General features: G+C 30.8%; 18 protein-coding genes. 6 read left to right on the top strand and 12 right to left on the bottom strand.

Annotated features, from left to right (window positions below):
* Positions 1-324 precede the first annotated feature (324 nt).
* Positions 325-1575, top strand: coding sequence for a methionine adenosyltransferase (gene metK / locus CX675_RS17860; protein ID WP_130736616.1), 1251 nt, complete (start codon positions 325-327; stop codon positions 1573-1575).
* 80 nt (positions 1576-1655) lie between these two features.
* Here the strand turns inward: metK and CX675_RS17855 are convergent, their stop codons facing one another.
* Positions 1656-4370, bottom strand: coding sequence for a TonB-dependent receptor (locus CX675_RS17855; RefSeq protein WP_130736615.1), 2715 nt, complete (start codon positions 4368-4370; stop codon positions 1656-1658).
* Positions 4371-4472: 102 nt separating this feature from the next.
* A complete protein-coding gene (locus tag CX675_RS17850; protein WP_130736614.1) occupies positions 4473-5309 on the bottom strand; it encodes a GLPGLI family protein in 837 nt (278 codons plus the stop codon).
* A gap of 118 nt (positions 5310-5427) precedes the next feature.
* On the opposite strand from CX675_RS17850, the gene CX675_RS17845 reads away from it, so the two are divergent.
* Positions 5428-6915: a sensor histidine kinase KdpD gene (locus CX675_RS17845; RefSeq protein WP_130736613.1), complete on the top strand. Its 1488-nt coding sequence runs from the start codon at positions 5428-5430 to the stop codon at positions 6913-6915.
* Positions 6905-7585 carry a response regulator transcription factor gene (locus CX675_RS17840; protein WP_130736612.1) on the top strand — a complete coding sequence of 227 codons (681 nt, stop codon included), beginning with the start codon at positions 6905-6907 and terminating at the stop codon, positions 7583-7585. The genes CX675_RS17845 and CX675_RS17840 overlap by 11 nt, the downstream gene beginning before the upstream one ends.
* A 3-nt stretch (positions 7586-7588) precedes the next feature.
* On the opposite strand, the gene CX675_RS17835 is transcribed toward CX675_RS17840, so the two are convergent.
* A complete protein-coding gene (locus tag CX675_RS17835; RefSeq protein ID WP_130736611.1) occupies positions 7589-8500 on the bottom strand; it encodes a GLPGLI family protein in 912 nt (303 codons plus the stop codon).
* Positions 8501-8624: 124 nt separating this feature from the next.
* On the opposite strand from CX675_RS17835, the gene CX675_RS17830 reads away from it, so the two are divergent.
* From CX675_RS17830 to CX675_RS17820, 3 genes are read left to right on the top strand one after another with little or no spacing between them, the layout of a single operon-like run.
* Positions 8625-9410, top strand: coding sequence for a hypothetical protein (locus tag CX675_RS17830; protein ID WP_130736610.1), 786 nt, complete (start codon positions 8625-8627; stop codon positions 9408-9410).
* Entirely contained in the window at positions 9410-10024 is a 615-nt protein-coding gene (locus CX675_RS17825; protein WP_130736609.1) for a deoxynucleoside kinase, read from the top strand. Before CX675_RS17830 ends, CX675_RS17825 begins: the two co-directional genes overlap by 1 nt.
* Before the next feature lie 57 nt (positions 10025-10081).
* Positions 10082-10672 carry a carboxymuconolactone decarboxylase family protein gene (locus CX675_RS17820; RefSeq protein ID WP_130736608.1) on the top strand — a complete coding sequence of 197 codons (591 nt, stop codon included), beginning with the start codon at positions 10082-10084 and terminating at the stop codon, positions 10670-10672.
* Here CX675_RS17820 and CX675_RS17815 read toward each other — a convergent pair.
* The 9 genes from CX675_RS17815 to CX675_RS17775 form a co-directional block, all read right to left on the bottom strand.
* Positions 10669-13134 (bottom strand): glycoside hydrolase family 2 protein, encoded by a 2466-nt coding sequence (locus CX675_RS17815; RefSeq protein WP_130736607.1) that lies wholly within the window; start codon positions 13132-13134, stop codon positions 10669-10671. The two genes, CX675_RS17820 and CX675_RS17815, sit on opposite strands and share 4 nt — an antisense overlap.
* Positions 13127-13798, bottom strand: coding sequence for a copper homeostasis protein CutC (locus CX675_RS17810; RefSeq protein WP_130736606.1), 672 nt, complete (start codon positions 13796-13798; stop codon positions 13127-13129). Before CX675_RS17810 ends, CX675_RS17815 begins: the two co-directional genes overlap by 8 nt.
* Positions 13799-13811: 13 nt before the next feature.
* Positions 13812-14804: an isoaspartyl peptidase/L-asparaginase family protein gene (locus tag CX675_RS17805; RefSeq protein WP_130736605.1), complete on the bottom strand. Its 993-nt coding sequence runs from the start codon at positions 14802-14804 to the stop codon at positions 13812-13814.
* A gap of 112 nt (positions 14805-14916) precedes the next feature.
* Positions 14917-17430 carry a sodium-translocating pyrophosphatase gene (locus CX675_RS17800; protein ID WP_130736604.1) on the bottom strand — a complete coding sequence of 838 codons (2514 nt, stop codon included), beginning with the start codon at positions 17428-17430 and terminating at the stop codon, positions 14917-14919.
* Positions 17431-17541: 111 nt separating this feature from the next.
* Positions 17542-18072: an inorganic diphosphatase gene (locus CX675_RS17795; protein ID WP_130736662.1), complete on the bottom strand. Its 531-nt coding sequence runs from the start codon at positions 18070-18072 to the stop codon at positions 17542-17544.
* A gap of 109 nt (positions 18073-18181) precedes the next feature.
* The gene (locus CX675_RS17790) at positions 18182-18787 is read right to left on the bottom strand and encodes a DNA-3-methyladenine glycosylase (protein ID WP_130736603.1); all 606 of its coding nucleotides are present in this window, start codon (positions 18785-18787) and stop codon (positions 18182-18184) included.
* 110 nt (positions 18788-18897) lie between these two features.
* Complete coding sequence (locus tag CX675_RS17785) at positions 18898-21387, bottom strand: DUF5686 family protein (protein ID WP_130736602.1); 2490 nt, start codon at positions 21385-21387, stop codon at positions 18898-18900.
* A 69-nt stretch (positions 21388-21456) separates the two neighbouring features.
* Positions 21457-22434 carry a pyruvate dehydrogenase complex E1 component subunit beta gene (locus CX675_RS17780; protein ID WP_130736601.1) on the bottom strand — a complete coding sequence of 326 codons (978 nt, stop codon included), beginning with the start codon at positions 22432-22434 and terminating at the stop codon, positions 21457-21459.
* Positions 22435-22593: 159 nt separating this feature from the next.
* Positions 22594-23610 (bottom strand): PKD domain-containing protein, encoded by a 1017-nt coding sequence (locus tag CX675_RS17775; protein WP_165396086.1) that lies wholly within the window; start codon positions 23608-23610, stop codon positions 22594-22596.
* Positions 23611-23767 lie beyond the last annotated feature (157 nt).

Below are 23767 nucleotides of genomic sequence, written 5' to 3'. Positions count from 1 at the left end.
TTCTGTTTTTTACACAAAAAAAAGCAAATAACAGTTTAAAAAACCAACAAAACACATTCAATTAAAATTTAAAACTAAAAAAAACAGACATTCTAGTTTTTAATTAAAAATGTTAATATATTTAAAAATTAAAAAGAATCGCTTTTATATTCAAATTGATTTCCTAAATTTGCCCCATTAATAAAAAGAGGAAAAATTTGAACTGATTGCAACCTCTTAATACTTTTTAAAGTATTATAAAAAATGCTAAAGCAGTACACAAACTTCTTTAGTATTTCCCTATACAATTAGTTCAATTATACCTCACTTAATTTAAAAGAAACTATGGCTTATTTATTTACGTCAGAATCTGTGAGTGAAGGACATCCAGACAAAGTAGCTGACCAAATTAGTGATGCATTAATTGATAATTTTTTAGCATTTGACCCAGAATCAAAAGTAGCTTGTGAAACGTTAGTTACTACTGGGCAAGTAATTTTAGCAGGTGAAGTAAAATCGAAAACTTACTTAGATGTTCAACAAATAGCAAGAGAAGTCATTCGTAAAATTGGTTACACCAAAAGCGAATATATGTTTGAAGCAGATTCTTGTGGTGTTCTTTCTGCAATTCATGAGCAATCTGCTGATATTAATCAAGGAGTTGACAGAGCAACAAAAGAGGAACAAGGAGCAGGAGATCAAGGGATGATGTTTGGTTATGCTACGAATGAAACAGAAGAGTACATGCCATTAGCATTAAAACTTTCACACGAAATTCTTCAAGTACTAGCAGAATTAAGAAGAGAAAATCAAGCCATTACATACTTAAGACCCGATGCTAAATCTCAAGTAACATTAGAATATAACAACGATAATAAACCTGTACGCATTGATGCGATTGTTGTTTCAACACAGCATGATGATTTTGCTGATGAACCAACAATGTTAGCAAAAATTAAAAAAGATATTATCGAAATTTTGATTCCAAGAGTTATTGCAAAAAACCCGCAATATGCTCATTTATTTAATGATAGTATTAAATACCATATTAATCCTACTGGAAAATTTGTAATTGGTGGACCTCATGGTGATACTGGCTTAACAGGTAGAAAGATTATAGTTGACACATATGGAGGAAAAGGAGCGCATGGTGGTGGTGCTTTTTCAGGAAAAGACCCAAGTAAAGTAGACCGTTCGGCAGCTTATGCTACTAGACACATTGCAAAAAATTTAGTTGCAGCAGGAATAGCCGATGAAATTTTAGTACAAGTTTCTTATGCTATTGGAGTAGCTGAACCTACCAATATCTACGTAAACACTTATGGAACAAGTAAATTAAGCATTACCGATGGTGAAATAGCTAAAAAAGTAGCTGAAATATTTGATATGAGACCTTACTTTATTGAGCAACGCTTAAAATTAAGAAATCCTATTTACAGTGAAACCGCTGCTTACGGACACATGGGTAGAAAATCTGAAACTGTAACCAAAACATTTACTGCGCCAGGAGGCAATGAAAAAACAGTTACTGTTGAATTATTTACTTGGGAAAAACTAGATTTTGTAGACAAAATTAAAAGTGCATTTGGACTTTAATTTTAATCCTAATAAATAAAAAAAGCCTGACAGTAATTTATAATGTCAGGCTTTTTTATAACTAACTCTATCTTTATTTTTTATAAATTATATTTCATACTTAAGATAATATATCTTGGTTGCACAAAATAACTGGAGAAATTACTAATTCCTGCAATTTGATTAAAACTATTATTATTTAATGATTTTGTATCTAAAATATTCGTTCCCGAAAGTTTATACTCCCATTTACTATCTTTCTTTTGATAAATAAGACTTGCACTTAAGAAATCATACTCATTATCAACCGATTTAGATTTGTTTCTATTGTGGTTGAATGTATAATCAGAAACGAAAGAAAAGGCATCTAAGAAATAGTATTCCAAACCTATTGTTGGACTATCTGTATAAAATGTATCAGTAAAATTATCGTTAATTGTATACGTATATCCTAAAGATAAATTAGGTAAGGTTTTATAATTAGTAGAAAATTTTACATTATAATTTTGTGTAAAAGATTCTGTAGATTGAACTGAAGTTGGATTGTTTGTTGGATCTGAATCAGCATCTGGAAAGACACGAATATTATTATATTTTCCCCAATTCATACTTAAACCAAAGGAAGCTTTATAATATTTCGCAAAAGAACGTCCATAGTTAAAGGCACCAGAAATAGATTCATCAGCAAAATTTGAAGGCAAATTTACAGAAGTAGACGTTTGAAAGACATTGCTTAACAAAGCTTTACTTTTAATTGCATCCACTTGTTTTGTATAGTTTAGGTATCCAAAAATATTTTCGAAGTTAAACATATTGTATTTAAAATAACGTAGACTGTGGTTTTGAGATAAGGAATTTTCTAGATTTCGGTTCCCATTAAACAAACTGTTGTAATTTGAAAATACATATCCTTCAGCTAATTTTGTAATATCTGTAAAATTATTTTGCAATGAAAAATTATAGGTTAATGTTTCCGATTTTTTAATTTGATACAAAGCATATACATCAGGTAAAAAACGATTAAAACTCATGGTATTCGAAGTACCTAATTGATTGTCTTTTGTGTTATATTGATGTACACTAAAACCAGGGTTGAAAGTAAATTTACCCGTTATAAACTTGTAATGCAATCCTACAAAAACATCGTTAAAAGCATAATCTACATCATTTCTTGTTTCCTCTATTAAATTAGAATTAACAGTACCATTGTCTAAAATTTGAAAGATATCTGAATTAAAATTTTGATAAGAATATGTATTACCAATAGTTAAATTAATATTACTTTTAGGAGTTACCATGTAATAATAATCTCCTTTAACATCCAACTTATTTGTCTTTACAAATCTATTTTGGTTAATATTATAAAGTGATTGCGCTTGAAAATCTATTATAGGAAAAGGATTATTTACTAAAATTGCATTGTAAAAAGGATCTTCCTCTTGGTATAAATGCTGTGTTTCAAAAGCGAAAACACTTTTATCATTTAAAGTATAATAGTAATTGAAATTTTGATTAAGCGAAATTGGATTTTGCTTTTTATTGGTATAAATCGCCCCTAAAACATTAGATATAGAGGATTGATTTTCTTTTTGATCAGAAAATTTTAACAGCGCATCATAGTCAACATGTAACTTATCTGATGGCACATAACTTGAACTTAGTTTCAACAAGGTTTGTGTTGTGGTTTGAAAGGACAAATCTTCTCTTGTTTCATCTTGTAAATCCCCTTCATCTGGTCTATCTGTAATGGCTAAATTCCTAGTATTTGTTTTATTATTTAATATAATTCCAAAACCACTAAAGGTTAAGGCTTTTGTTGGATTATAACTAAAATTTGCTGCTCCAAATTTAGTATCAATATTTGCTGCTTGATTGTTATTTAAATTTCCAATTCCTAAATCATTGGAAGAAACAGTAAAATTAGAACCTCCTTTTCGCATCATATTTCTAAAACCACCCGTAAATTTAAAATAATCACGTGTCGTTAAAGGCAACTCCCCTATATTATTAAAATTACTGATAACATTAATACTTATTTTCGGGTTATAATAAAATAGCTTTGGATTTATAATATAACGATCTTCTTCATGACCTACACCTATTCCTGCTGTCATATCACCAAACCAAAAATTCTTTTTCCCTTCTTTTAATTTAATATTAAGGGCAACATTTTCTTCATTATTTTCTAAACCACGAAGGTTTGCCACTTCATTATAATTACGTAAAACCTGAATTTTATCTAACGCATTGGCAGGAATATTTTTTGTAGCGATTTTAGTGTCTCCATCAAAAAAATCTTTACCTTCAACCATCACTTTTTGTACTGATTTTCCTTCTACAGTAATTTGCCCTTCAGAATCCACCTCTACACCTGGTAATTTTTTCAAAACATCCTCTAATTTACGTTCTGTTCCATTAGTAAACGAATCTGAATTATATATAATGGTATCTCCTGAAATAGAAACTGGCATTTCATAAACCACTTCTACATCTTTCAATTGTACACCTTGTGCCATTTTAATATCGAAAGTGGTGTTTTCTGTAGTCGTTTTTATCGTTTGCTCAAAAGTTTGAAATCCGATATAACTTGCTTTAATTTGATAGGAAGTATTCGCCTTTAAGTTTAGCACATATTTCCCTTTTTCATTCGTAATTGCATAAGCATCCATTGCTTTGGTTTCAGTATTAATAGCCATAACATTTGCCATTTCTAAACCTACACCAGTACTATCTTTCACAACCCCTTCAAAACGAATATTTTGTGCAAAACCAAAAGAAGTAACAAATAGTAAAAATGAAAATAGAATTTGCTTCATGAGATTTGTTTTTTTATACATATACAAGACTTGTTTTATATTTATTTGTTACATTCAAAATCGTTAATTTTCTTGATTTAGACTATTTCTTTTTCAAAAGGTTTAATTTATTCTTATTTCTATAGCACCATTTTCATTGGTCATGCTTTTTAGTTTTTTTTCTTGAATGGCATCAAACTCTTTTTGAGAAACATTTTTACCATTTTTTGGTATTTTTATTTCTATTTTATCTTTTGGATTTAAAACAATCTTATTACACAAAAAAACAGTATTAAACTCATGTAATTCTAGAATTAATCCAGGCAAACCCCAATATTTACCAGGACCGTTTGGAATAGGTATTTCCAAGGTATACCATGCTTCGACAACCTCATCTTTAGGCTCTTTTATTTCAAAAAGTGTTGTTTTACCTGCTTCTTTTTTCTTTTTAAATTCTTGATATTGTTTTGTTTCTTCATCAGATACAGGTATAATTAATTGTGCTTTATAACAAGTATAATTTCCTATTTTCTTTTGCTCATTGGTTAATTTCCAATTCATTTTCTGCATAGAATCTGTTATTAAAAACTCTTTCCCAAAAATGTCATCTTCTTTTATATATTGATTATTTTTAAAGTTTTTATATAATTTACCAGAAGTACTACTACCTATAAATGCCATTTTCATTTTAGGACCAGAATTGGGCGTTGGTGTATCTAATTTTTCTTCTTCTTGATATAACGATTCAAAGTTGGTAAAATTTAAAACAAATGTTTTTTCAAATGCTTTTTTCATTTTTTCCATCATTTGATCTTTCATCTCAGGTGTTAAATCATTACTCGTAATATTAAAATCTTTCAATTGTGTTTTAGAAGTGTAAGAAGCCACTCCTTGAATACCTTGAGCTACATTGTTTAAGATAAAAAACAAGAATAACGTTGTAAAAATGTATGTTTTCATTTTAGTTTATTTTAAATTATGATACAAACTAAAAACTTCCTATATAAACAAAGGGTTAATCTTTGTTAACGTATGTTAACGGTGTTTATTCTTTTAAAATACTTCCTATTTTTGAAACATGAATATCAATGTCAAAAAAATATTTTTATTTATAAGTATCGTTATTTTAAGTACGATATGCCTTCAAGTCTATTGGAATTATAAAAACTATATTACAAACAAGAATCGTCTTTTTAATGAAATTCAGATTGCTTATGACAAAGCATTAGAAATTTATTTTACAGAGCAATCTAAAAAAGATGTAATTAGTTTTTTTAGCACAGATAAAGATTTAAAATCAAAAGATTTTATCAATCTGGTTTTAAAAGATTCTCTTTTTAAGAACGAAATTAGGATGAACTCTCCTAAAAGAAGAGAAACAGATAGTCTTTTTTTGGAAAGTTTTAGTGATGACAATGTCAAAATTGATACAAAAATATTTTTTGCAGACACTAAACAAGATTCGCACCCAAAAAACAAATCCATTAGAGTTTTAAAAGGCATGACAGCTCAAAAACAAATTGGTGGTTTAGAACAATTTCCGAATCGCATAGTAATTAACATGTCAAGTGATACGATTCGATATAAATCGGTAGATTCCATTTTTAAATCGGAATTAAATCGAAAAAAAATTGGGTTAGATTATGGCTTTGAGCATCGAAAAAAAGATTCTCTATTTTATTATTTTTCTACAAATAAAGAAATATTTTCAGAAAAAATTACCCCTAAATCTTCTTTTTTCAAACCCGATGAAACTTTACAATTAGATTTTAAGTATTCCAACTTGCAACTTTTCCAACGCATGGGAATGGAGCTTGTATTGTCTTTTATTTTTTTATTAGCTGTAATAGGCTGTTTGTTTTTTATGCTTTATATCATTAACAAACAAAAGAAAATGGATGAAATAAAAAATGATTTTATCAACAATATTACCCATGAATTCAAAACGCCCATAACTACAATTGCTACTGCTTTAGAAGGCATGAGTAATTTCAACCCTACCAACGATTTAGAAAAAAACAAAAAATACATTTCCATTTCTAAAAACCAACTGATAAAACTAGAAAGTATGGTGGAGAAAATTTTAGAGACGGCAATCTTACCTACAGAAGACCTAAATGTAAGTTATGAAGAAATTGACTTCATTCCATTATTAAATGGGATTATTGAAAAATACAAAACCATAACAAACAAAGAATTATCTTTTATTACTACCGAAAACAAGGTCTATTTTTTAGGAGATCCTTTTTATTTAGAAAATGTTTTTTCAAATTTAATTGACAATGCCATAAAATATGGAGGAGATACAATAACCATCAAATGCATTAAAGAACACAACAACATTATTATTGATGTGGAAGATAATGGCAATGGCATTCCTAAAGCAGAAGAAAAAACTATTTTTGAAAAGTTTTACCGAATTCCAACTGGAAATTTACATGATGTAAAAGGGTATGGCATTGGTTTGTATTACTCGAAAGAAATTATACACAAACACAGCGGCACATTAGCGTTAATAAGCACTAACCCTACAATCTTTAGAATTACTTTGCCTTATGGATACTAAACTAAAAATATTGTTAGCAGAAGATGAGTCTTCATTAGGTTTAATCATCAAAGAAAGTTTAGAAAATCGTGATTTTGAAGTTACTTTGTGCGAGAATGGAGAAAGTGCACTAGAAACGTTTTACAAAAACTCTTTTGATGCTTTAGTTTTGGATATTATGATGCCTAAAATTGACGGCTTTTCTGTAGCAACTGAAATAAGAAAAGTAGACAAAGTAATCCCTATTTTGTTTTTAACTTCTAAATCTCAAACCCAAGATGTGGTTACAGGCTTTAAAATAGGCTGTAATGATTACATTAGAAAACCTTTTAGTATGGAAGAATTAATTGTGAGAATCATTGCTTTATCAGAAAGAAAGCTACAAATTGATAAAAAAACAAATTTTCAAATTGGAAAGTATCATTTTAACCCAGACACACAATTATTAACACACCCCAAAGAAACATTTTCATTAACAAATAGAGAAGCCTTACTTTTAGAATTATTATTAAAAAACAAAGGAGAAATAATCACTAGAGAAACAATTTTAACAATCGTTTGGGAGAATGATGATTTTTTTAGTGGTAGAAGTATGGATGTTTTTATTACACGTTTACGAAAAAAATTAAGCCTCGACCCTAATGTTCAAATTATAAACAGTAGAGGTCGAGGCTATAAGTTAATTGGTTAAAAATTAGAACCCTCTTCTACCACCTGGACCGCCACCTCTTTGACCACGACCACCATACATTTCTCTCATTTCTTCCATTTTTTTCTTCACAATTTCGTCATATTCCTTTTGAGTTACTTCCTTACCTTTTGTTGGTGCTTTAATTTCTACTTTTTCTTTAGAATTCAATACAATTTTTGAGCATAATAACACCGTAGTTCCATCATTAACTTCTAAAATTAACCCAGGCAACCCCCAATATTTATCAGGACCTTGATTGATTGGTATTTCAGGACAATACCAAGCTGTGATTGTTTTTTCTTTTATCTGCTCAATATCATCGTTCATAAAATTCGTTTTCTTAGTAGCATTAACAGAATCTTTTGCCTTTTGTTCTTTTTCTTTATTTTCATTGTTTCTTGACCCTCTCATTCTAAAGTTTCTAAAATCGGTTGGATCAGTTGCAACAACTGCTGTAGCTTTAAAACAAGTATATTCTCCTATTTTTTTAGTTTCCGAACCCATTTGCCATTGGTACATTGGTAAACTATCTTTAATTAAAAATTCTTTACTAAAAAACTCTTTATCAACAGTATATAATTTTTCTTTTACATTCTTATACTGTGTTCCTCCTCCACCCATCATAGACATCATCATACGACCACCATTATTATTCCCTGGAGCATCTAGTTTTTCCTCTTCTTTATAAATGGATGCCGACTTATTAAAATTTAAAATAAATGTTTTTTCAAACATTTTTTTCATTCTTTCTTCTATGTTTTTTTGCATTTCTGGTGTAATTTCTCGGTTACCACCAAAATTTTTCATCATTTCTGCTGTACTAGTTTTAGATTCATATACTGCTGTTCCTTGAAATTCTTGGGCATAAAAAGTAGCAGAAAGAAAAAATGATGCAAGTAGTATTAATTTTTTCATTTTAATATTTGTTTTTGTATATAATATAGACTCTGAAATCGCTTTTTTGTTACAATAAGTATTTCAATATAAAGTTAAAATACTATCTTTAGAATCAATTTTATAAAAAAGGTTTAATTTTTAAATGAAATTTAATAGTCTTATTTTGTTTCTCAGTTTTCATTTTGTTTTTCAAGCGCAAGAACAAATAAAAACCACACTTTTAGATTCGTTAGAAATTGACAATATCTCTTTTTTTGAAAAACAAAAAGAAACCTCATATTACAGTAAAAACAATGTGTTTTATAAAATTGCCAATGGTAAAACACAAAATTACAATAACTTCTCTTTAGGAAATATTAACCATATTGATTTATACAATCCATTACAAGTTGTTTTATTTTACAAAGATTTCAACACAATTGTTTTGTTAGACAGTCAACTAAACGAAACACATAAAATTGAAGGTAATAATTTAGAGTCTCTCCTAAATTTTGATTGCATTGGGTTAGCGATTCAAAATCAAATATGGTTTTATGATTTTACCAATCAAAAAATTGGATTATATAATTTCAATGCCAACACATTTCAATTTAAGTCCACTCCTTTAACCCAAAAGATAAAAGATTACACTACAGATTATAATTATTTTTACTGGATTGATGAAAACAATATAAGTGCTGTAATTTCTGTTTATGGAAACATCAAAACCTTAGGAAAAATCCCACAATATGACGCTGTTCAAATTGTTTCCAATGAAAATTATCTTATTCGGAGAGCAAATTTGTTATATTTATTTAAATTAGGAGAAAACAAAATGTACGAAATACATATTTCTGAAAAATCATTCAACAAATTCTATTATAAAAATGGATTTTTATCTATTTTTACCCCAAATAAAGTTATTAACTATAAAATACTTTTACCATAATGCATATAGCAGTTGCAGGAAATATTGGAGCAGGCAAAACAACTTTAACAAAATTATTAGCCAAGCATTTTAAATGGGAAGCGCATTTTGAAGACGTAGTTGATAATCCGTATTTAGATGATTTCTACCATCAAATGGAACGTTGGAGTTTTAATCTTCAAATTTACTTTTTGAACAGTCGTTTTAGACAAGTTTTACAAATTAGAGAATCTGGAAAAACAACTATTCAAGATAGAACTATATATGAAGATGCTAATATTTTCGCTCCTAATCTTCACACAATGGGTTTAATGACCAATAGAGATTACAACAATTACAAGTCTTTATTTGATTTAATGGAAGGGCTAGTTGGCTCCCCAGATTTATTAATTTATTTAAGAAGTTCAATTCCAAATTTAGTAAGCCAAATCCACAAGAGAGGTAGAGATTATGAAAATACTATTTCTATTGAATATTTAAGTCGATTAAATGAGCGCTATGAAGCTTGGATTGAAACCTATGATAAAGGAAAATTAGTTATTATTGATGTAGACAATATAAACTTTGTAGACAATCCTGAAGATTTAGGAAACATTATTAACAAAATAGATGCCGAAATAAACGGTTTATTTTAATTTAGAAACCCCTCCAAAAGAGGGGATTTTCGTATCACAACATAACACAAACACAATATGCCATTAGTTACTCCTTTACATCCAGATCATGATACTGCCACAAAAGAATTAGCTACTTTCTTTAATGAAACTTTAGGTTTTTGTCCTAATTCGGTTTTAACCATGCAACACAGGCCTGCAATCTCCAAAGCATTTATCAATTTAAACAAAGCTGTAATGGAAAACCAAGGTCGCGTTACTTCGGCTTTAAAAAGAATGATTGCTTGGGTAAGTAGCAATGCCACAGGTTGTCGTTATTGTCAAGCACATGCCATAAGAGCTGCCGAGCGTTATGGTGCTGAGCAAGAACAACTAGATCATATTTGGGAATATAAAACGCATCCTGCTTTTTCAGATGCCGAAAGAGCTGCGTTAGATTTCTCTTTGGCCGCTTCTTTGGTACCAAATACTGTTGATGAGAATATTAAAACAGAATTATATAAGTATTGGAACGAAGGAGAAATTGTAGAAATGCTTGGTGTTATTTCACTTTTTGGTTATTTAAATCGTTGGAATGATTCTATGGGAACTACCTTAGAAGAAGGAGCCATTGAAAGTGGCAACCAATATTTAGAAAAAACAGGCTGGGAAGTTGGCAAACATGTTTAGTTAAAAGTATTAAATAAGCTTTTAATATCTATTATTTTTACTGGATTTGACAATGTTACTCTATAGGTTTCATTAGGTATAACATCAAAATAATTGTTACTAAAATGAGCATTTTCATCTGATGACAAGTACACATCTTTCGCAACCACATCAGAAGTAATCTCATAGGTTAGCGCATCTATTTTTGTTATTTTTAAATTGGGTTTTTGCAACTGTAAGTCTTTGGGTTTAACCCAATAAAAGTTAGTATTTACTTTTTTCCCTTCCGTTATAAACTTGAGTTGCATAACCGATTTTTTTCGATATTTCTTAGGAATGTCTTTTTTTGTAAAGGAATATACAATTTTACTTGCATTAGCCTTTACCATTGTTGAAATAGATTTTTCAAAGATGACATTTCCATTAAAATCAATTATTTTTACAATTAAATTACCAGAAATATCCTGCAAACTATCATTTACCAAATACACCTGATACTTTTCTTTGGTTTCTTCAACCGAAAGGAGTAGGTTTTCAAAACTCTCTTTTACTTGATAATGCAAGGCTTTCCAGTTACCAAAATAATCAACAGAACTCCAAGAAGTAACTGGCCAACAATCATTGAGTTGCCAATAGAGTGTTCCCATACAATTAGGCTTTGCTCTTCTATGCGCTTCAATGGCCGTTTTTATTCCTTTTGCTTGTAACAATTGAGAAACATAAACATAATTTTCAAAGGTTTTTGGAATTATATAATCACGTTGCATATATTCCTTTATGGTTTCATAACCTGTGGGATGTTTTTGATGGCTTTTTATAATTTCTGAATCAAACTCTAACGATTTTCCATTGGCAAAATAGTTAAATGTGGATTTATCAGGCATTCCTTGAAATCCGTATTCACTCATAAAACGACCTACTTTTCTCTCATACATTTCAAAAGGTTCTTTCCCCCACCAAACGCCCCAATAATGAGCATCTCCTTGTATTAAACTTTCCTTTCTTCCCCAACCAATGGAAGGAGAAGATGGCCAATAAATGACTTTTTTTTCTGAATACAAACTATCCAACGTATTTGGAATTAATTCATGAAATACTTTTTGGTAATCCTTCCATATTTGAGTAGAATCTGCTTTAGAATAGTTCAATTGCTTTTGCCAACCCCAATTATGCCATGCCTCGTCTATTTCATTATTGCCACACCAAAGCGCTAAAGAAGGATGATTTTGAATTCGAGTTACATTATCGATTACCTCTTGTTTTACGTTTTCTAAAAAATCTTTTCCTCCTGGATACATCGCACACGCAAACATAAAATCTTGCCACACTAAAATTCCATTTTTATCACAGAGATTATAAAAAGCATCACTAGCGTATACTCCGCCTCCCCAAACACGCAACATATTCATATTTGCTGCAACTGCGTCTTCTATTCGTTTTTGAGAAATACTATCCTCAACTCTTGGCAAAAAACTATCCTCTGGAATGCAGTTGGCTCCTTTCATAAAAACAGGTTTTCCATTCAACTTAAAATAAAAGCTTTTACCGATTGCATCTTGTTCTTGAATTAATTCAATGGTACGTAAACCAATATTCATTTCTTGAGATTCAATTTCTTGAAAATCATCACACAAGCTAATCTTAAAAGCATACAAATTGGGATCTCCCAAACCATTACACCACCACAATTCAGGATTATTTATCCTATATTTTATGGGAATAGTCTGCAAACCTTGTTGTAATTCAAATTTTACAATTGAATCATTAATCTTAACCGTAATTACTTTCTTTTTTTCAGAAAACACCGCTACGTTAAACTCTAAATCAGCCTTTTTAGGATTCAATTGTACTTGCTTGTAACTACTGTTTACCAAAGTAACTTGATTCCAAAAATATAATTTTACTGGTTTCCAAATTCCTGCTGCAACCAATCTTGGTCCCCAATCCCAACCGTATTGATAAGGTGCTTTTCTTGAATAGACTCTTTCATCTGTAGGTAATTTAAAAGATGCTTTCTTAGCTAATTTTTGTTCTTCGATTACTGCTGATTTGAAAACCACTTTGAGTGTATTTTCTCCTTCTAGCAAATACTTCCTAACTGGAATTTTCCAAATTCGGAACATATTATTAGCTTCCAAAATGAGTTGATCATTTAAAAACACAGAAGCATACGTATCTAAACCATCAAACTGTAAATCGATATTCTTAAAATGGAGTTCTGATTGTGAGAGAAAGAAAGACGTTTTATATTCCCAATCTTCTTTTTCGATCCATTGCACTTCTTTTTCGTTAGTTTCCAAAAACGGATCGGCTATCATATTATTGGCTAACAAATCAGTATGCACCGTCCCAGGGACTGTTGCGGTTAACCAATTCTCTTTATTAGCTTGTTTAAATTTCCAATTTTCAGCACTTAAAGAGCGTTCTAAATTTTGTCCAAACAGTAAAAATGGCATAAAAAAAAGAACAAAAAACTTATTCATTTACTATCGATTTTAAGCGTTGAATTTCTATGGGATTAGCCGTTTCTGTTCCATCTGTAATGGCAGAAGAATGATAAAATGTGGCTTTTGTTTGGACGTAAATCTCTTTTAAATTAGATGATCGTAAACCACCACCTGGCATAATTGTTATTCTGTTAGTTGCCTTTTGAACCAGAACCTCTAATTGATTGACTCCTTCGTTAACATTTTTTGCATTTCCAGAAGTTAAAATCGTCTGAAATCCACATGCAATAAGTGCTTCTAATGCTTCGAAAGAATTTGGCACCTCATCAAAAGCTCTATGGAAAGTACAAGGTAACGGTTTTGCCAAAGCTATGAGTGTTCTATTTTGTATCTTATTTATCTTATTTTCCCTATCTAAAATCCCAAAAACAAATCCATCAACTCCAATGCCTTTTAACTCCATAATTTTTGTTTTCATCCATTCAAATTCTGTTTCACTATATACAAAATTACCTCCTCTTGGACGAATCATTACATAAATAGGAATGTTGATTTTTGCTTTCGCATTTTGTATCATTTGAATGGAAGGAGTTGTGCCTCCTTTGCTCATTTCAACACATAATTCTATTCTATCAGCTCCATTTTTATGAGCGATTTCAGCAGATTCTAAATTAAAACAAGCAATTTCTAATTGTGGCATTTTACAGTTCAATTTATTTCAAAAAATAATCAGAATCGATTAGTTTATTTCCAGAAACATCATTAACTGCAAAATTAAAACCGCTCTGAATGCAATAGGCACCATATTCTCCTTTTTTATTTAAAGCGATAAAGCCTACTTGAATATCGTTCAAGTTTTTATGCCTATTTTTTGTTAGCTTAACAATTCGTGTCACAGCTTCTTCACAAGCTTTTTGAGGTGTTTTACCTTGTCGCATTAATTCAACTACTAAATGACATCCTACGATTCGAATAACTTCTTCTCCATGTCCGGTAGCTGTGGCAGCTCCTATCTCATTATCTACAAACAAACCTGCACCTATAATAGGTGAATCGCCTACTCTGCCATGCATTTTAAAAGCCATACCACTAGTTGTACAGGCTCCAGAAAGGTTTCCATGACTATCCAAAGCAATCATACCAATTGTATCGTGATTTTCAATATTTGCAATAGGTTTATAATCACTTTTTTTTAGCCATTCTTTCCATTCTTTTTCTGACGCTTCAACCAATAATTTTTCTTTCTTAAATCCTTGGGAAACTGCAAATTGTAAAGCCCCTTCTCCTACCAGCATAACATGAGGAGTTTTCTCCATAACGGCTCTAGCTACAGCAATAGGATGTTTAATATGCTCTAACGCGGCTACCGAACCAATATTCGAAAATTCATCCATAATACAAGAGTCCAAGGTTACTTTACCATCTCTATCTGGTCTACCACCAAAACCAACACTTCTTTCATTCGGATCTCCTTCTGGAATTTTAACTCCAGCTTCCACCGCATCTAAAGCACGTCCTTTATCCTTTAAAATTTTCCAAGCTGCTTCATTAGCTTGTATTCCAAAATTCCAAGTAGATAATACAATTGGTTTGTTTATTTTACTACAATTTTCATTCTCATTTTCACCATTCGTTTTAAATGAATGCAGTGCAAAGGCTACCGAAGCTACAGCTGTTGTCTTTAAAAAATCTCTCCTATTTTTCATGTTAAAAAATCGTTCTTTAATCTTCTATAAATGTATTGAAAGAAATACTAGAAACAAAAAATCTCTTTTAAAATACGTTAAAAGAGATTTTTTGTTTCTAGTATTTTAAAATTTATTTCCCAAAAGCTTCAATTTGAGCATCAACTTCTGCTTCGGTCCCTTCAAAAGTTTTTTCTGTAACTTTTTCCTCTCCATCCATAGTTTCAGTCATTTTTACAACCGCCTTTACAGAACCATCTTCATTAGTTATCTTTTCTACTTTTATATCTTTTTCCATATTAGCATGTTGATGATCTTCATGATTTAAACTGTGTACAACTTCTCCTTGTAAGATTTTACAATTTGGATTTACACATCCTTTTTCAATACATTCAACTTCACTCATAGAATTACATTCAACCATAGTTACATGTTTATGACAGCAAGTTCCCATAGCCATATCTGATGTAGCAGAATGTCCACCCAAAATAGGTGCAATTACTAAACCTATTAGACATGTTAATTTAATTAAAATATTCATAGACGGACCCGAAGTATCTTTAAAAGGATCACCTACGGTATCTCCTGTGACAGCAGCTTTATGTGCATCTGAACCTTTATATGTCATTTCTCCATTAATCTCAACACCTGCTTCAAAAGATTTTTTTGCATTATCCCAAGCTCCACCAGCGTTATTTTGAAATACTGCCCAAAGCACACCAGAAACTGTAACTCCAGCCATATAACCTCCTAACATTTCTGCAATTAATTGATTGTTTTCAGGATAAATTAATTTTCCTAATAGTACAATTGCAATAGGGAAGCCAATCGTTAATATTCCTGGCAACATCATTTCACGTAAAGCCGCTTTTGTAGAAATTTCAACACATTTACCATATTCCGGTTTTCCAGTTCCTTCCATAATACCAGCAATCTCCTTAAATTGACGACGTACTTCATATACCATATCCATAGCTGCTTTTCCAACAGAATTCATTGCTAAAGCTGAAAAAACAACAGGAATCATTCCACCCACAAATAACATAGCTAAAACAGGCGCTTTAAAAATATTAATTCCATCAATTCCTGTAAAAGTAACATAAGCTGCAAATAAAGCCAAAGAAGTTAAAGCAGCAGAAGCGATAGCAAATCCTTTACCAGTTGCAGCTGTAGTATTCCCTACCGAATCCAAAATATCTGTTCTTGTACGAACTTCTTTTGGTAATTCGCTCATTTCAGCAATTCCTCCAGCATTATCAGCTATAGGACCAAAAGCATCAATAGCTAACTGCATTGCTGTTGTAGCCATCATAGCTGAAGCAGCCAAAGCAACTCCATAAAAACCTGCTAAAGCATAAGAAGCCCAAATGGCACCTCCGAACAATAAAACCGTTGGAAAAGTAGAAATCATACCCGTTGCCAATCCAGCAATTACATTGGTTCCTGCTCCTGTTGAAGATTTTTGAACAATAGCTAAAACTGGTTTTGTACCTAACCCTGTATAATATTCAGTTACTGAAGAAATAACACCTCCAACAAATAATCCTACAATAGTAGTATAAAATACACGCATGGAAGAAATTTCTTTTAATCCTTCACCGAAGAATTCCATTTTCATTGTTTCAGGCAACATGTATTTTACTAAGAAATAACAAGAGACTAAAGTTAAAGCTATAGATAACCAATTTCCCTTATTTAAAGCCCCTTGAACTTGTGCTTCTTTAGCACTATCTGACGAAATTTTCACTAATAATGTTCCTATAATTGAAAACAAAATACCAAAACCAGCAATGGCCATTGGCAATAGAATGGGACCAATACCACCAAAAGCATCTTGAATAGCTCCACCCATGTCTTTGATTACATAATTTCCTAAAACCATTGCCGCTAATACTGTTGCTACATATGACCCAAATAAATCAGCTCCCATACCTGCAACATCACCTACATTGTCTCCTACGTTATCTGCTATGGTTGCAGGATTACGAGGGTCATCTTCGGGAATACCTGCTTCAACTTTACCTACTAGATCTGCACCTACATCGGCTGCTTTTGTATAAATTCCACCACCAACACGAGCAAAAAGTGCAATGGATTCTGCTCCAAGAGAAAATCCTGCTAAGGTTTCAAGAACAATAGTCATATCTTCCGTTGAAGTCCAACCTCCATTCATAAAGATTTGATATAATACAATAAAGAAAGTTGTTAACCCTAAAACTGCCAACCCTGCAACACCCAACCCCATTACTGTTCCTCCTCCAAAAGATACTTTTAAAGCTTGTGGCAAACTAGTTCTAGCAGCTTGTGTAGTTCTAACATTAGATTTTGTGGCAATTTTCATCCCCATATTTCCTGCTAAAGCAGAAAAAATAGCTCCAAAAATGAAAGCGACTACAATAAGTATATGTGTTGTAGGTACTATAAAAGAAATGGCTGCTAAAGCTATACTTGCACCAATAACAAAAAAAGTTAATAATTTATATTCTGCCTTTAAGAAAGCCAAAGCACCTTCATATATATAGTCGGAGATTTCTTTCATTTTACCATCTCCAGCATCTTGCTTTAAAACCCAGGCTCTCTTATAAAACATAAAAGCTAAACCTAATAATGCCATAATAACAGGCACATAAATCATGATTGAATTCATACAGTTTTTTTGGTTGTTTTAGTTTAACATCATTTAACGTTCTTAACAAAAATAAACAAAAAAGGCAATATTCCTAGGGAATATTGCCTTTTTTACAATAATTATCTTAATTTATTTAATACTAAACAATCCTTCTGGTTTGTTTGGCACTTCATTAAATCTATGCGTACATTTTACAAAAATCTCTTTTGCTTCTTGAACATCGCCCCAACCTTCAACATCAACTTTTTTGTTTTCTAAGTCTTTGTATACTTGGAAGAAATGCTCAATTTCTTTCAATAAGTGAGGATTAATATCGCTCAAATCGTTTAATTTATTCCAAATAGGATCAGAAACTGGAACACAGATTACTTTTTCATCTGGTCCTTTATCATCTGCCATATGGAAAACACCAATTGGTTTTACTTCCATTACACAACCTGGAAAAGTAGGTTCTGTTACTAAAACTAAAACATCTAAAGGATCACCGTCTAACGCTAAAGTTTCAGGAATAAAACCATAATCTGCAGGATACATCATAGATGAAAATAACATCCTGTCATATCTGATTTTTTTCAAATCAAAATCATATTCATATTTATTTCTACTTCCTTTTGGAATTTCTATCAATACATCAAATGTAGTAACTTTATCTGCTGTCATTTTTTTTGTTTTTAAAGCGGGTGCAAATGTAATCATTCTATATTTTTTATAAGAATGAATTACTATTTTATTTTATTAGATTAGTAAAAAATCATTATTAGTTAACAATTTAATAAACCAATGGTTCTCTATTACGCTTTTTAAGATAGTAATGCCAAAAAAAATAGGTCGCTAAAGAAGTTTTTGGTTCCCAGTTTTTTGCTAAGGCTATCATCTCTTCTTTAGTATTAACTGAATATAATTCTTTGAGAGTATTTTGCAAGGCAATATCTCCTATAGGGAAGACATTTTCTTTTTTAAGGCAAAACATCATATACACTTCCGCAGTCCAGTTACCTATACCCTTTATTGCAGTAAGTTCTTTTTTGATTTGCGCTTCATCTTTTAAGGAAAGAGTTTCTAATTCTAATTCCTTTGAAGAAACTGCTTTCGCTAAAGCTTTTAAATAAGTTACTTTTTGTTTAGAAATAGCATTGTTTCGCATCGCTTCTTCAGAAGCATTTAAAATAGTTTCTGGTGTTATTGCCTCTAAAAAAGTTTCTAATTTTAGATAACAGGCTTTTGCAGAAGCCAAGGAAACTTGTTGTTCTATAATTAATTTGCATAAAGACTCAAAACCCTCAGGTCTGGTAGCAATAAATGGTTCTCCGTATAAATTGATAATTTCTTGAAAAACAGAATCTCTTTGCAATAAAAAAGGAATTGCTTTTTTCATGATACTTTATTAGTGTTAGCGGTTGCAACGGCATCCTTTTTTTTGTTTTTATCAAAAAACAAAAAAAGATATAGTGAAAAACGCGACCTGAAAGGGAACACCCAAAACGATTAAAAATAAAATCCGAAAGAGGCTTTAACTGTAAACTTATTTGCGTCTGGAATATGAAAATAGCTTCCTCTCCAAGCAAAATCAATTCGTAAAACTTTAAAAATATTACCTATTCCTGCATTATATTCCCAGTACACATCTTCAGGAGCTCTATAAATTAAACCAGAAGCATTAATGAGGCGATTTTCTTCAGAAACTGTACCATATACCCCTTTAACACCAACAATTTCTCGCCAATTTAATTTTCTTAACAAGGGCACCCTTGAAAATAACCTTCCGTTAAAATGATGCTCAAAATGCAAAGAAGCATATTCATCGGCCACAAAATCATAATAATCCAAAAGATTATAGGTATTATCGATGATAAAATAAGATTGATTTCCAGGGATAACTCCCATTAAACCTAAAGGAATTTGACCGTAAGTCTTTCCTAATTCGAGGGTAGTAAACAATCTTCCAAATCCACCGATTAAAACGGGTTGACGATAATAAAATTGCACTTTATGATAATCAAAATCGCTATTCATTACCCCTTTAAAACCCTGACTATAACTTAAAAATATTCGAGCGTAGTTGTTGTCTACCAAAAGTCTTTCCACACCATAGCCAACCGTTCTACGCTTTGGTGTATACTCAGTAACAAAATTGATTTCAGATTGTCTAACCATACTATTCGTAGTAGTCCTGGAAGCATCTGTAAAATAATTCAAACTAAACTCATTAGAAGCTGATTCTAAGGTTCTATGTGAAAAATTGGTTTGAAAAGTTAGATTTTTCACTGGTTCTATTTCAAAACCTAAAGTCGTTAAATTAACCGAAGTTAGTTTATTATTAGTCCCACTAGAAAAAAGTGATGAAGAGGCAAAACTTCTCCCTAACACATCATTTGAGGTCGTTAAACTTACTCCTATTTGCTCAACATCTCTTCTATTACCTGCTGATAAAATGATACGATTTTTCTTATCGACCATCCATTTTCCTGAAATACCGTATTTAAACTTATCGTCTTTAAAACCGTAAGCCAAATAACCTTGTATACGCCAAATATCGTTACTTCCGAAATAGGTTCGCCCACCTACTCTAATACGCTGTCCTTCAACATCATTATACCCAAAAGTAGAAAAAATAGGACCAAAATCCATTTTCCATTTTGGTATTTCAATATAACCGCTGCCTAATATAGAGGCGAGATTATAAATTCTTTTGAAACGTGGTACTTCTTTTAAAGTATCTAGCATTTTGTAAATACCAGCTTCATTTTCGTTTAAATCCTCAAAACGGTTTTCTTCCCAATATTCTTTAGACCTATTGAAGACTTTGTTATCGTAGAAATTAACTTCTTCTTTATAGAATTTATCCTCTTTCTTAACATCAAAGAGATGATTTCTAGCTAAAGTAGTTCTTTTTCCATATACCCCTTTTGATTCTTCCTTTTTAGAGAAACTAAAGTCAGACATCATATAATCTCTTTTAAGTAAGAAGACAGAATCGTTTAACACATCGTATTCTTGCTCAATATAAATTTCTTTAACCCAGTTAATATTGGCACTTTTACTTGCTTCTAGATTGATTTTTTTAATAGCAAAAGTAGTATCGTTTACCCAAAAATCTCCTTTGAAAGTCAATTCATTTTTACGTCTTGGATAATATACAATATTGTAACACCATTTGTCATCAATATACATACTGTCGTTTAAAACGTAATTGTATACATTAATTCCTGTGCGCGATAAGGGACTTACAAAATCTTTATCGAAAAATTTCAGGTAGTTATCATAAATATCATAATCTGCATATAGATCCTTAATAAAAGTGTTTACACCATCACCTGTGCTAAATCCAGAATTTTTATTGGCTTCAATAATTTCTTTAAACTTCTTAGATTCGTTATCGCCATACACTTTGCTTAAGGTTTCATTGATAAAAATAGGCAAGAACGTTTTTCCTGAAATATTAGAAGTATCTACTTGTTTGAAAATAAATTCCATTCCTTTAAACACTTTACTACTCATGAAAGCGGAATCTATTGTATTTAAGTCAAATTCTACTTTTTCATACTTTTCGTATTCATATTGTTTAAACATTTTAAGCCCATTCTTTCTTCTTCGTTCCCAAATTTTCCTAAGAATATCTAAAGCTGGATTGTCTTTTTTAGATGTTTTACCAGAATAAACAACTATCTCTTTTAATTGAGTACCTTCCTTAAGAATAATTTTCAACCCTGTATTTGTACCTGATTTTAAAGGAATTTCTTTTTTTTCAAAACCAATAAAAGACACTTCTAAAGCGGTGTAATTTTGACTTGATTCAAAATAAAAACTCCCATTTTCATCTGTAATGACCCCTTCCTTTGAATTTTTAAAGATGACATTGGCAAAAGGAATGGGTTCACCAAATTCATCAACAACTTTCCCTCCCACTTTTGTTTGTGAGAAACTCAAAAATGTAAAAAAGAAAAGTACCAGAAAAAATATTTTTTGTATGTGCATATCTTTAGTTCAAAAAAGAAAAAACTTCATCAATTTCTTGATGAAGTTTCAAATATAATAAGTTTTTATTTACTTGTACGCAACTTTTTTAACTGCTTTTACTACATCGTCTGCATTTGGCAACCATTCTTTCAATAATGCTGGTGAATAAGGAGCTGGAGTATCGGCAGTTGTTATTCTTTGAATTGGCGCATCTAAATAATCAAAAGCTTTTTCCTGAACCATATAAGTAATTTCAGAAGCTACACTTCCAAATGGCCATGCTTCTTCAAGAATAACTAATCTATTTGTTTTCTTAACTGAATTTAAAACCGTATCATAATCTAAAGGGCGAACAGTTCTTAAATCGATAACCTCACAAGAAATTCCTTCTTTCTCTAACGTCTCAGCAGCAATAAAAGCTTCCTTTAAGATTTTACCAAAAGAAACTATTGTTACATCTTTACCTTCTCTTTTTATATCTGCAACACCTAATGGTAATGTATATTCTCCTTCTGGCACTTCTCCTTTGTCACCATACATTTGCTCAGATTCCATAAAAATAACTGGGTCATTGTCTCGAATAGCCGACTTTAAAAGCCCTTTTGCATCATAAACATTTGAAGGCACTACTACTTTTAGACCAGGGCAATTAGCATACCAATTTTCAAAAGCTTGTGAATGGGTAGCTGCTAACTGACCCGCAGAAGCTGTAGGCCCTCTAAACACAATAGGAATATTAAATTGACCGCCTGACATTTGTCTCATTTTAGCAGCATTGTTAATAATTTGGTCAATACCTACTAATGAAAAGTTAAACGTCATAAACTCTACAATTGGACGATTTCCATTCATGGCTGACCCTACTGCAATACCTGCAAAACCTAACTCAGCAATTGGAGCGTCAATAACTCTCTTTGGTCCAAATTCATCAAGCATTCCTTTAGAAGCTTTGTATGCACCATTATATTCAGCTACTTCTTCTCCTATTAAATAAATAGACTCATCGTGACGCATTTCTTCACTCATTGCTTCACAAATAGCTTCTCTAAATTGAATTGTCTTCATTGTATTTTTATTAAATTTGAAAATGTCTCAAAAAAAGACACTTTAATCTTTTAAATTATATTTGAATCGCAAAAATAGAAAAAATTTAAATTAATATATGTTGATAAATTAATAATTCAATTATTAATATTAACGATAACCTTTTCGTAGCTCATAAAACTAAAAAACTGACTTGTATTTTTTATCAATTAAGATAATTACAATACAATCATCTTTTACTTTTTGAATAGATATATTCTTCAATTTTATCCTCTCTTTCTTTACTTGATAATAAAATTCTTTTAACGAACATGTCTTTTGGTCTTTAAAAACAACTGTTGGTAAATTATACTTACAAAAATATTGCAGTAACTCCTCATAAGATATTTTACCATTGGTTACCAAACTAAACACATCTTCAATCTTATTGGCATCTGAACCTCCTATTTCTGGTCCTTTTTCTACTTTCACAACATTTCCATCATCAGGTGGTGCATCTGGCACATGTATAAAAGGATTAATTGGAGGATTTTTTCTTTTGTTATCAACCTGCACTACTTGTTGTTCTTTTTTAGGCATAACAAAAATAACTTTAGTCCCTACATGCGTATAATCATCATTCACAACCAATGAAATCATTTTTCTACCTGGACTTGTAAAGGTATAAGTACATTTTTTATCAAACGAATCTACTTTATTATTCATATTTTCGCCAAATCGCCATTCCCATGATTGTGCATCAATAGTTGTGTCTTCAAAAACTACCTCTTCTCCTTCTACAACATAATCTGGCACATTAATTTTTGGTATTAATGATTGATCTACATCCGTTTTTCTGGGTACAATTGTAATTACTTTTTGGAGTGTACATTTATTATTAATAACTAACTTCACTAAGTAGCTTCCTTCTTTATCAAAAGAATGAGCTACTTTAGATCGAAAAGCAATTTGAGAATCATCTCCAAAATACCATCTCCAAGAATGACTACTATTAGAATCATCAGAAAAAATTATAAATTCACCAACTGTAAAAGAAGGAGCATCTATCTTAAACTCTTTAGCATTACACTCCACTTCATTATTTAATTTATACACAATAATTAGAAGCGACAGTAAAGCAACTCCAAAAAAGAGCAAAGGTACTTTTACATCAAAATATCTTTTAAATGGATTTAAAATAAACATAGTGCTATTCAATTACTTTTAAATTAAAGTAGTTTTTAGAAAGGTTAAATATAAATTTTACCAAAAATAGGAATTTTCTTTTATTAAAATACATATCTTTAATTTCATTTTATTTCTTAAAACAAGAATTTTCAACATAAAAAAATATTACTCTTTTTGAAAGATATTT

The organism is Flavobacterium sp. J27 (assembly GCF_004303025.1).
GTDB lineage: Bacteria > Bacteroidota > Bacteroidia > Flavobacteriales > Flavobacteriaceae > Flavobacterium.
The sequence above is the reverse complement of the archived record's forward strand: the minus strand, read 5'-3'. Positions and strand labels throughout refer to the sequence as shown.

Coding starts and splice junctions, on each gene's coding strand:
- metK (WP_130736616.1), top strand. CDS start 325: ATGGCTTATTTATTTACGTCAGAATCTGTGAGTGAAGGACATCCAGAC.
- CX675_RS17855 (WP_130736615.1), bottom strand. CDS start 4,370: ATGAAGCAAATTCTATTTTCATTTTTACTATTTGTTACTTCTTTTGGT.
- CX675_RS17850 (WP_130736614.1), bottom strand. CDS start 5,309: ATGAAAACATACATTTTTACAACGTTATTCTTGTTTTTTATCTTAAAC.
- CX675_RS17845 (WP_130736613.1), top strand. CDS start 5,428: ATGAATATCAATGTCAAAAAAATATTTTTATTTATAAGTATCGTTATT.
- CX675_RS17840 (WP_130736612.1), top strand. CDS start 6,905: ATGGATACTAAACTAAAAATATTGTTAGCAGAAGATGAGTCTTCATTA.
- CX675_RS17835 (WP_130736611.1), bottom strand. CDS start 8,500: ATGAAAAAATTAATACTACTTGCATCATTTTTTCTTTCTGCTACTTTT.
- CX675_RS17830 (WP_130736610.1), top strand. CDS start 8,625: ATGAAATTTAATAGTCTTATTTTGTTTCTCAGTTTTCATTTTGTTTTT.
- CX675_RS17825 (WP_130736609.1), top strand. CDS start 9,410: ATGCATATAGCAGTTGCAGGAAATATTGGAGCAGGCAAAACAACTTTA.
- CX675_RS17820 (WP_130736608.1), top strand. CDS start 10,082: ATGCCATTAGTTACTCCTTTACATCCAGATCATGATACTGCCACAAAA.
- CX675_RS17815 (WP_130736607.1), bottom strand. CDS start 13,134: ATGAATAAGTTTTTTGTTCTTTTTTTTATGCCATTTTTACTGTTTGGA.
- CX675_RS17810 (WP_130736606.1), bottom strand. CDS start 13,798: ATGCCACAATTAGAAATTGCTTGTTTTAATTTAGAATCTGCTGAAATC.
- CX675_RS17805 (WP_130736605.1), bottom strand. CDS start 14,804: ATGAAAAATAGGAGAGATTTTTTAAAGACAACAGCTGTAGCTTCGGTA.
- CX675_RS17800 (WP_130736604.1), bottom strand. CDS start 17,430: ATGAATTCAATCATGATTTATGTGCCTGTTATTATGGCATTATTAGGT.
- CX675_RS17795 (WP_130736662.1), bottom strand. CDS start 18,072: ATGACAGCAGATAAAGTTACTACATTTGATGTATTGATAGAAATTCCA.
- CX675_RS17790 (WP_130736603.1), bottom strand. CDS start 18,787: ATGAAAAAAGCAATTCCTTTTTTATTGCAAAGAGATTCTGTTTTTCAA.
- CX675_RS17785 (WP_130736602.1), bottom strand. CDS start 21,387: ATGCACATACAAAAAATATTTTTTCTGGTACTTTTCTTTTTTACATTT.
- CX675_RS17780 (WP_130736601.1), bottom strand. CDS start 22,434: ATGAAGACAATTCAATTTAGAGAAGCTATTTGTGAAGCAATGAGTGAA.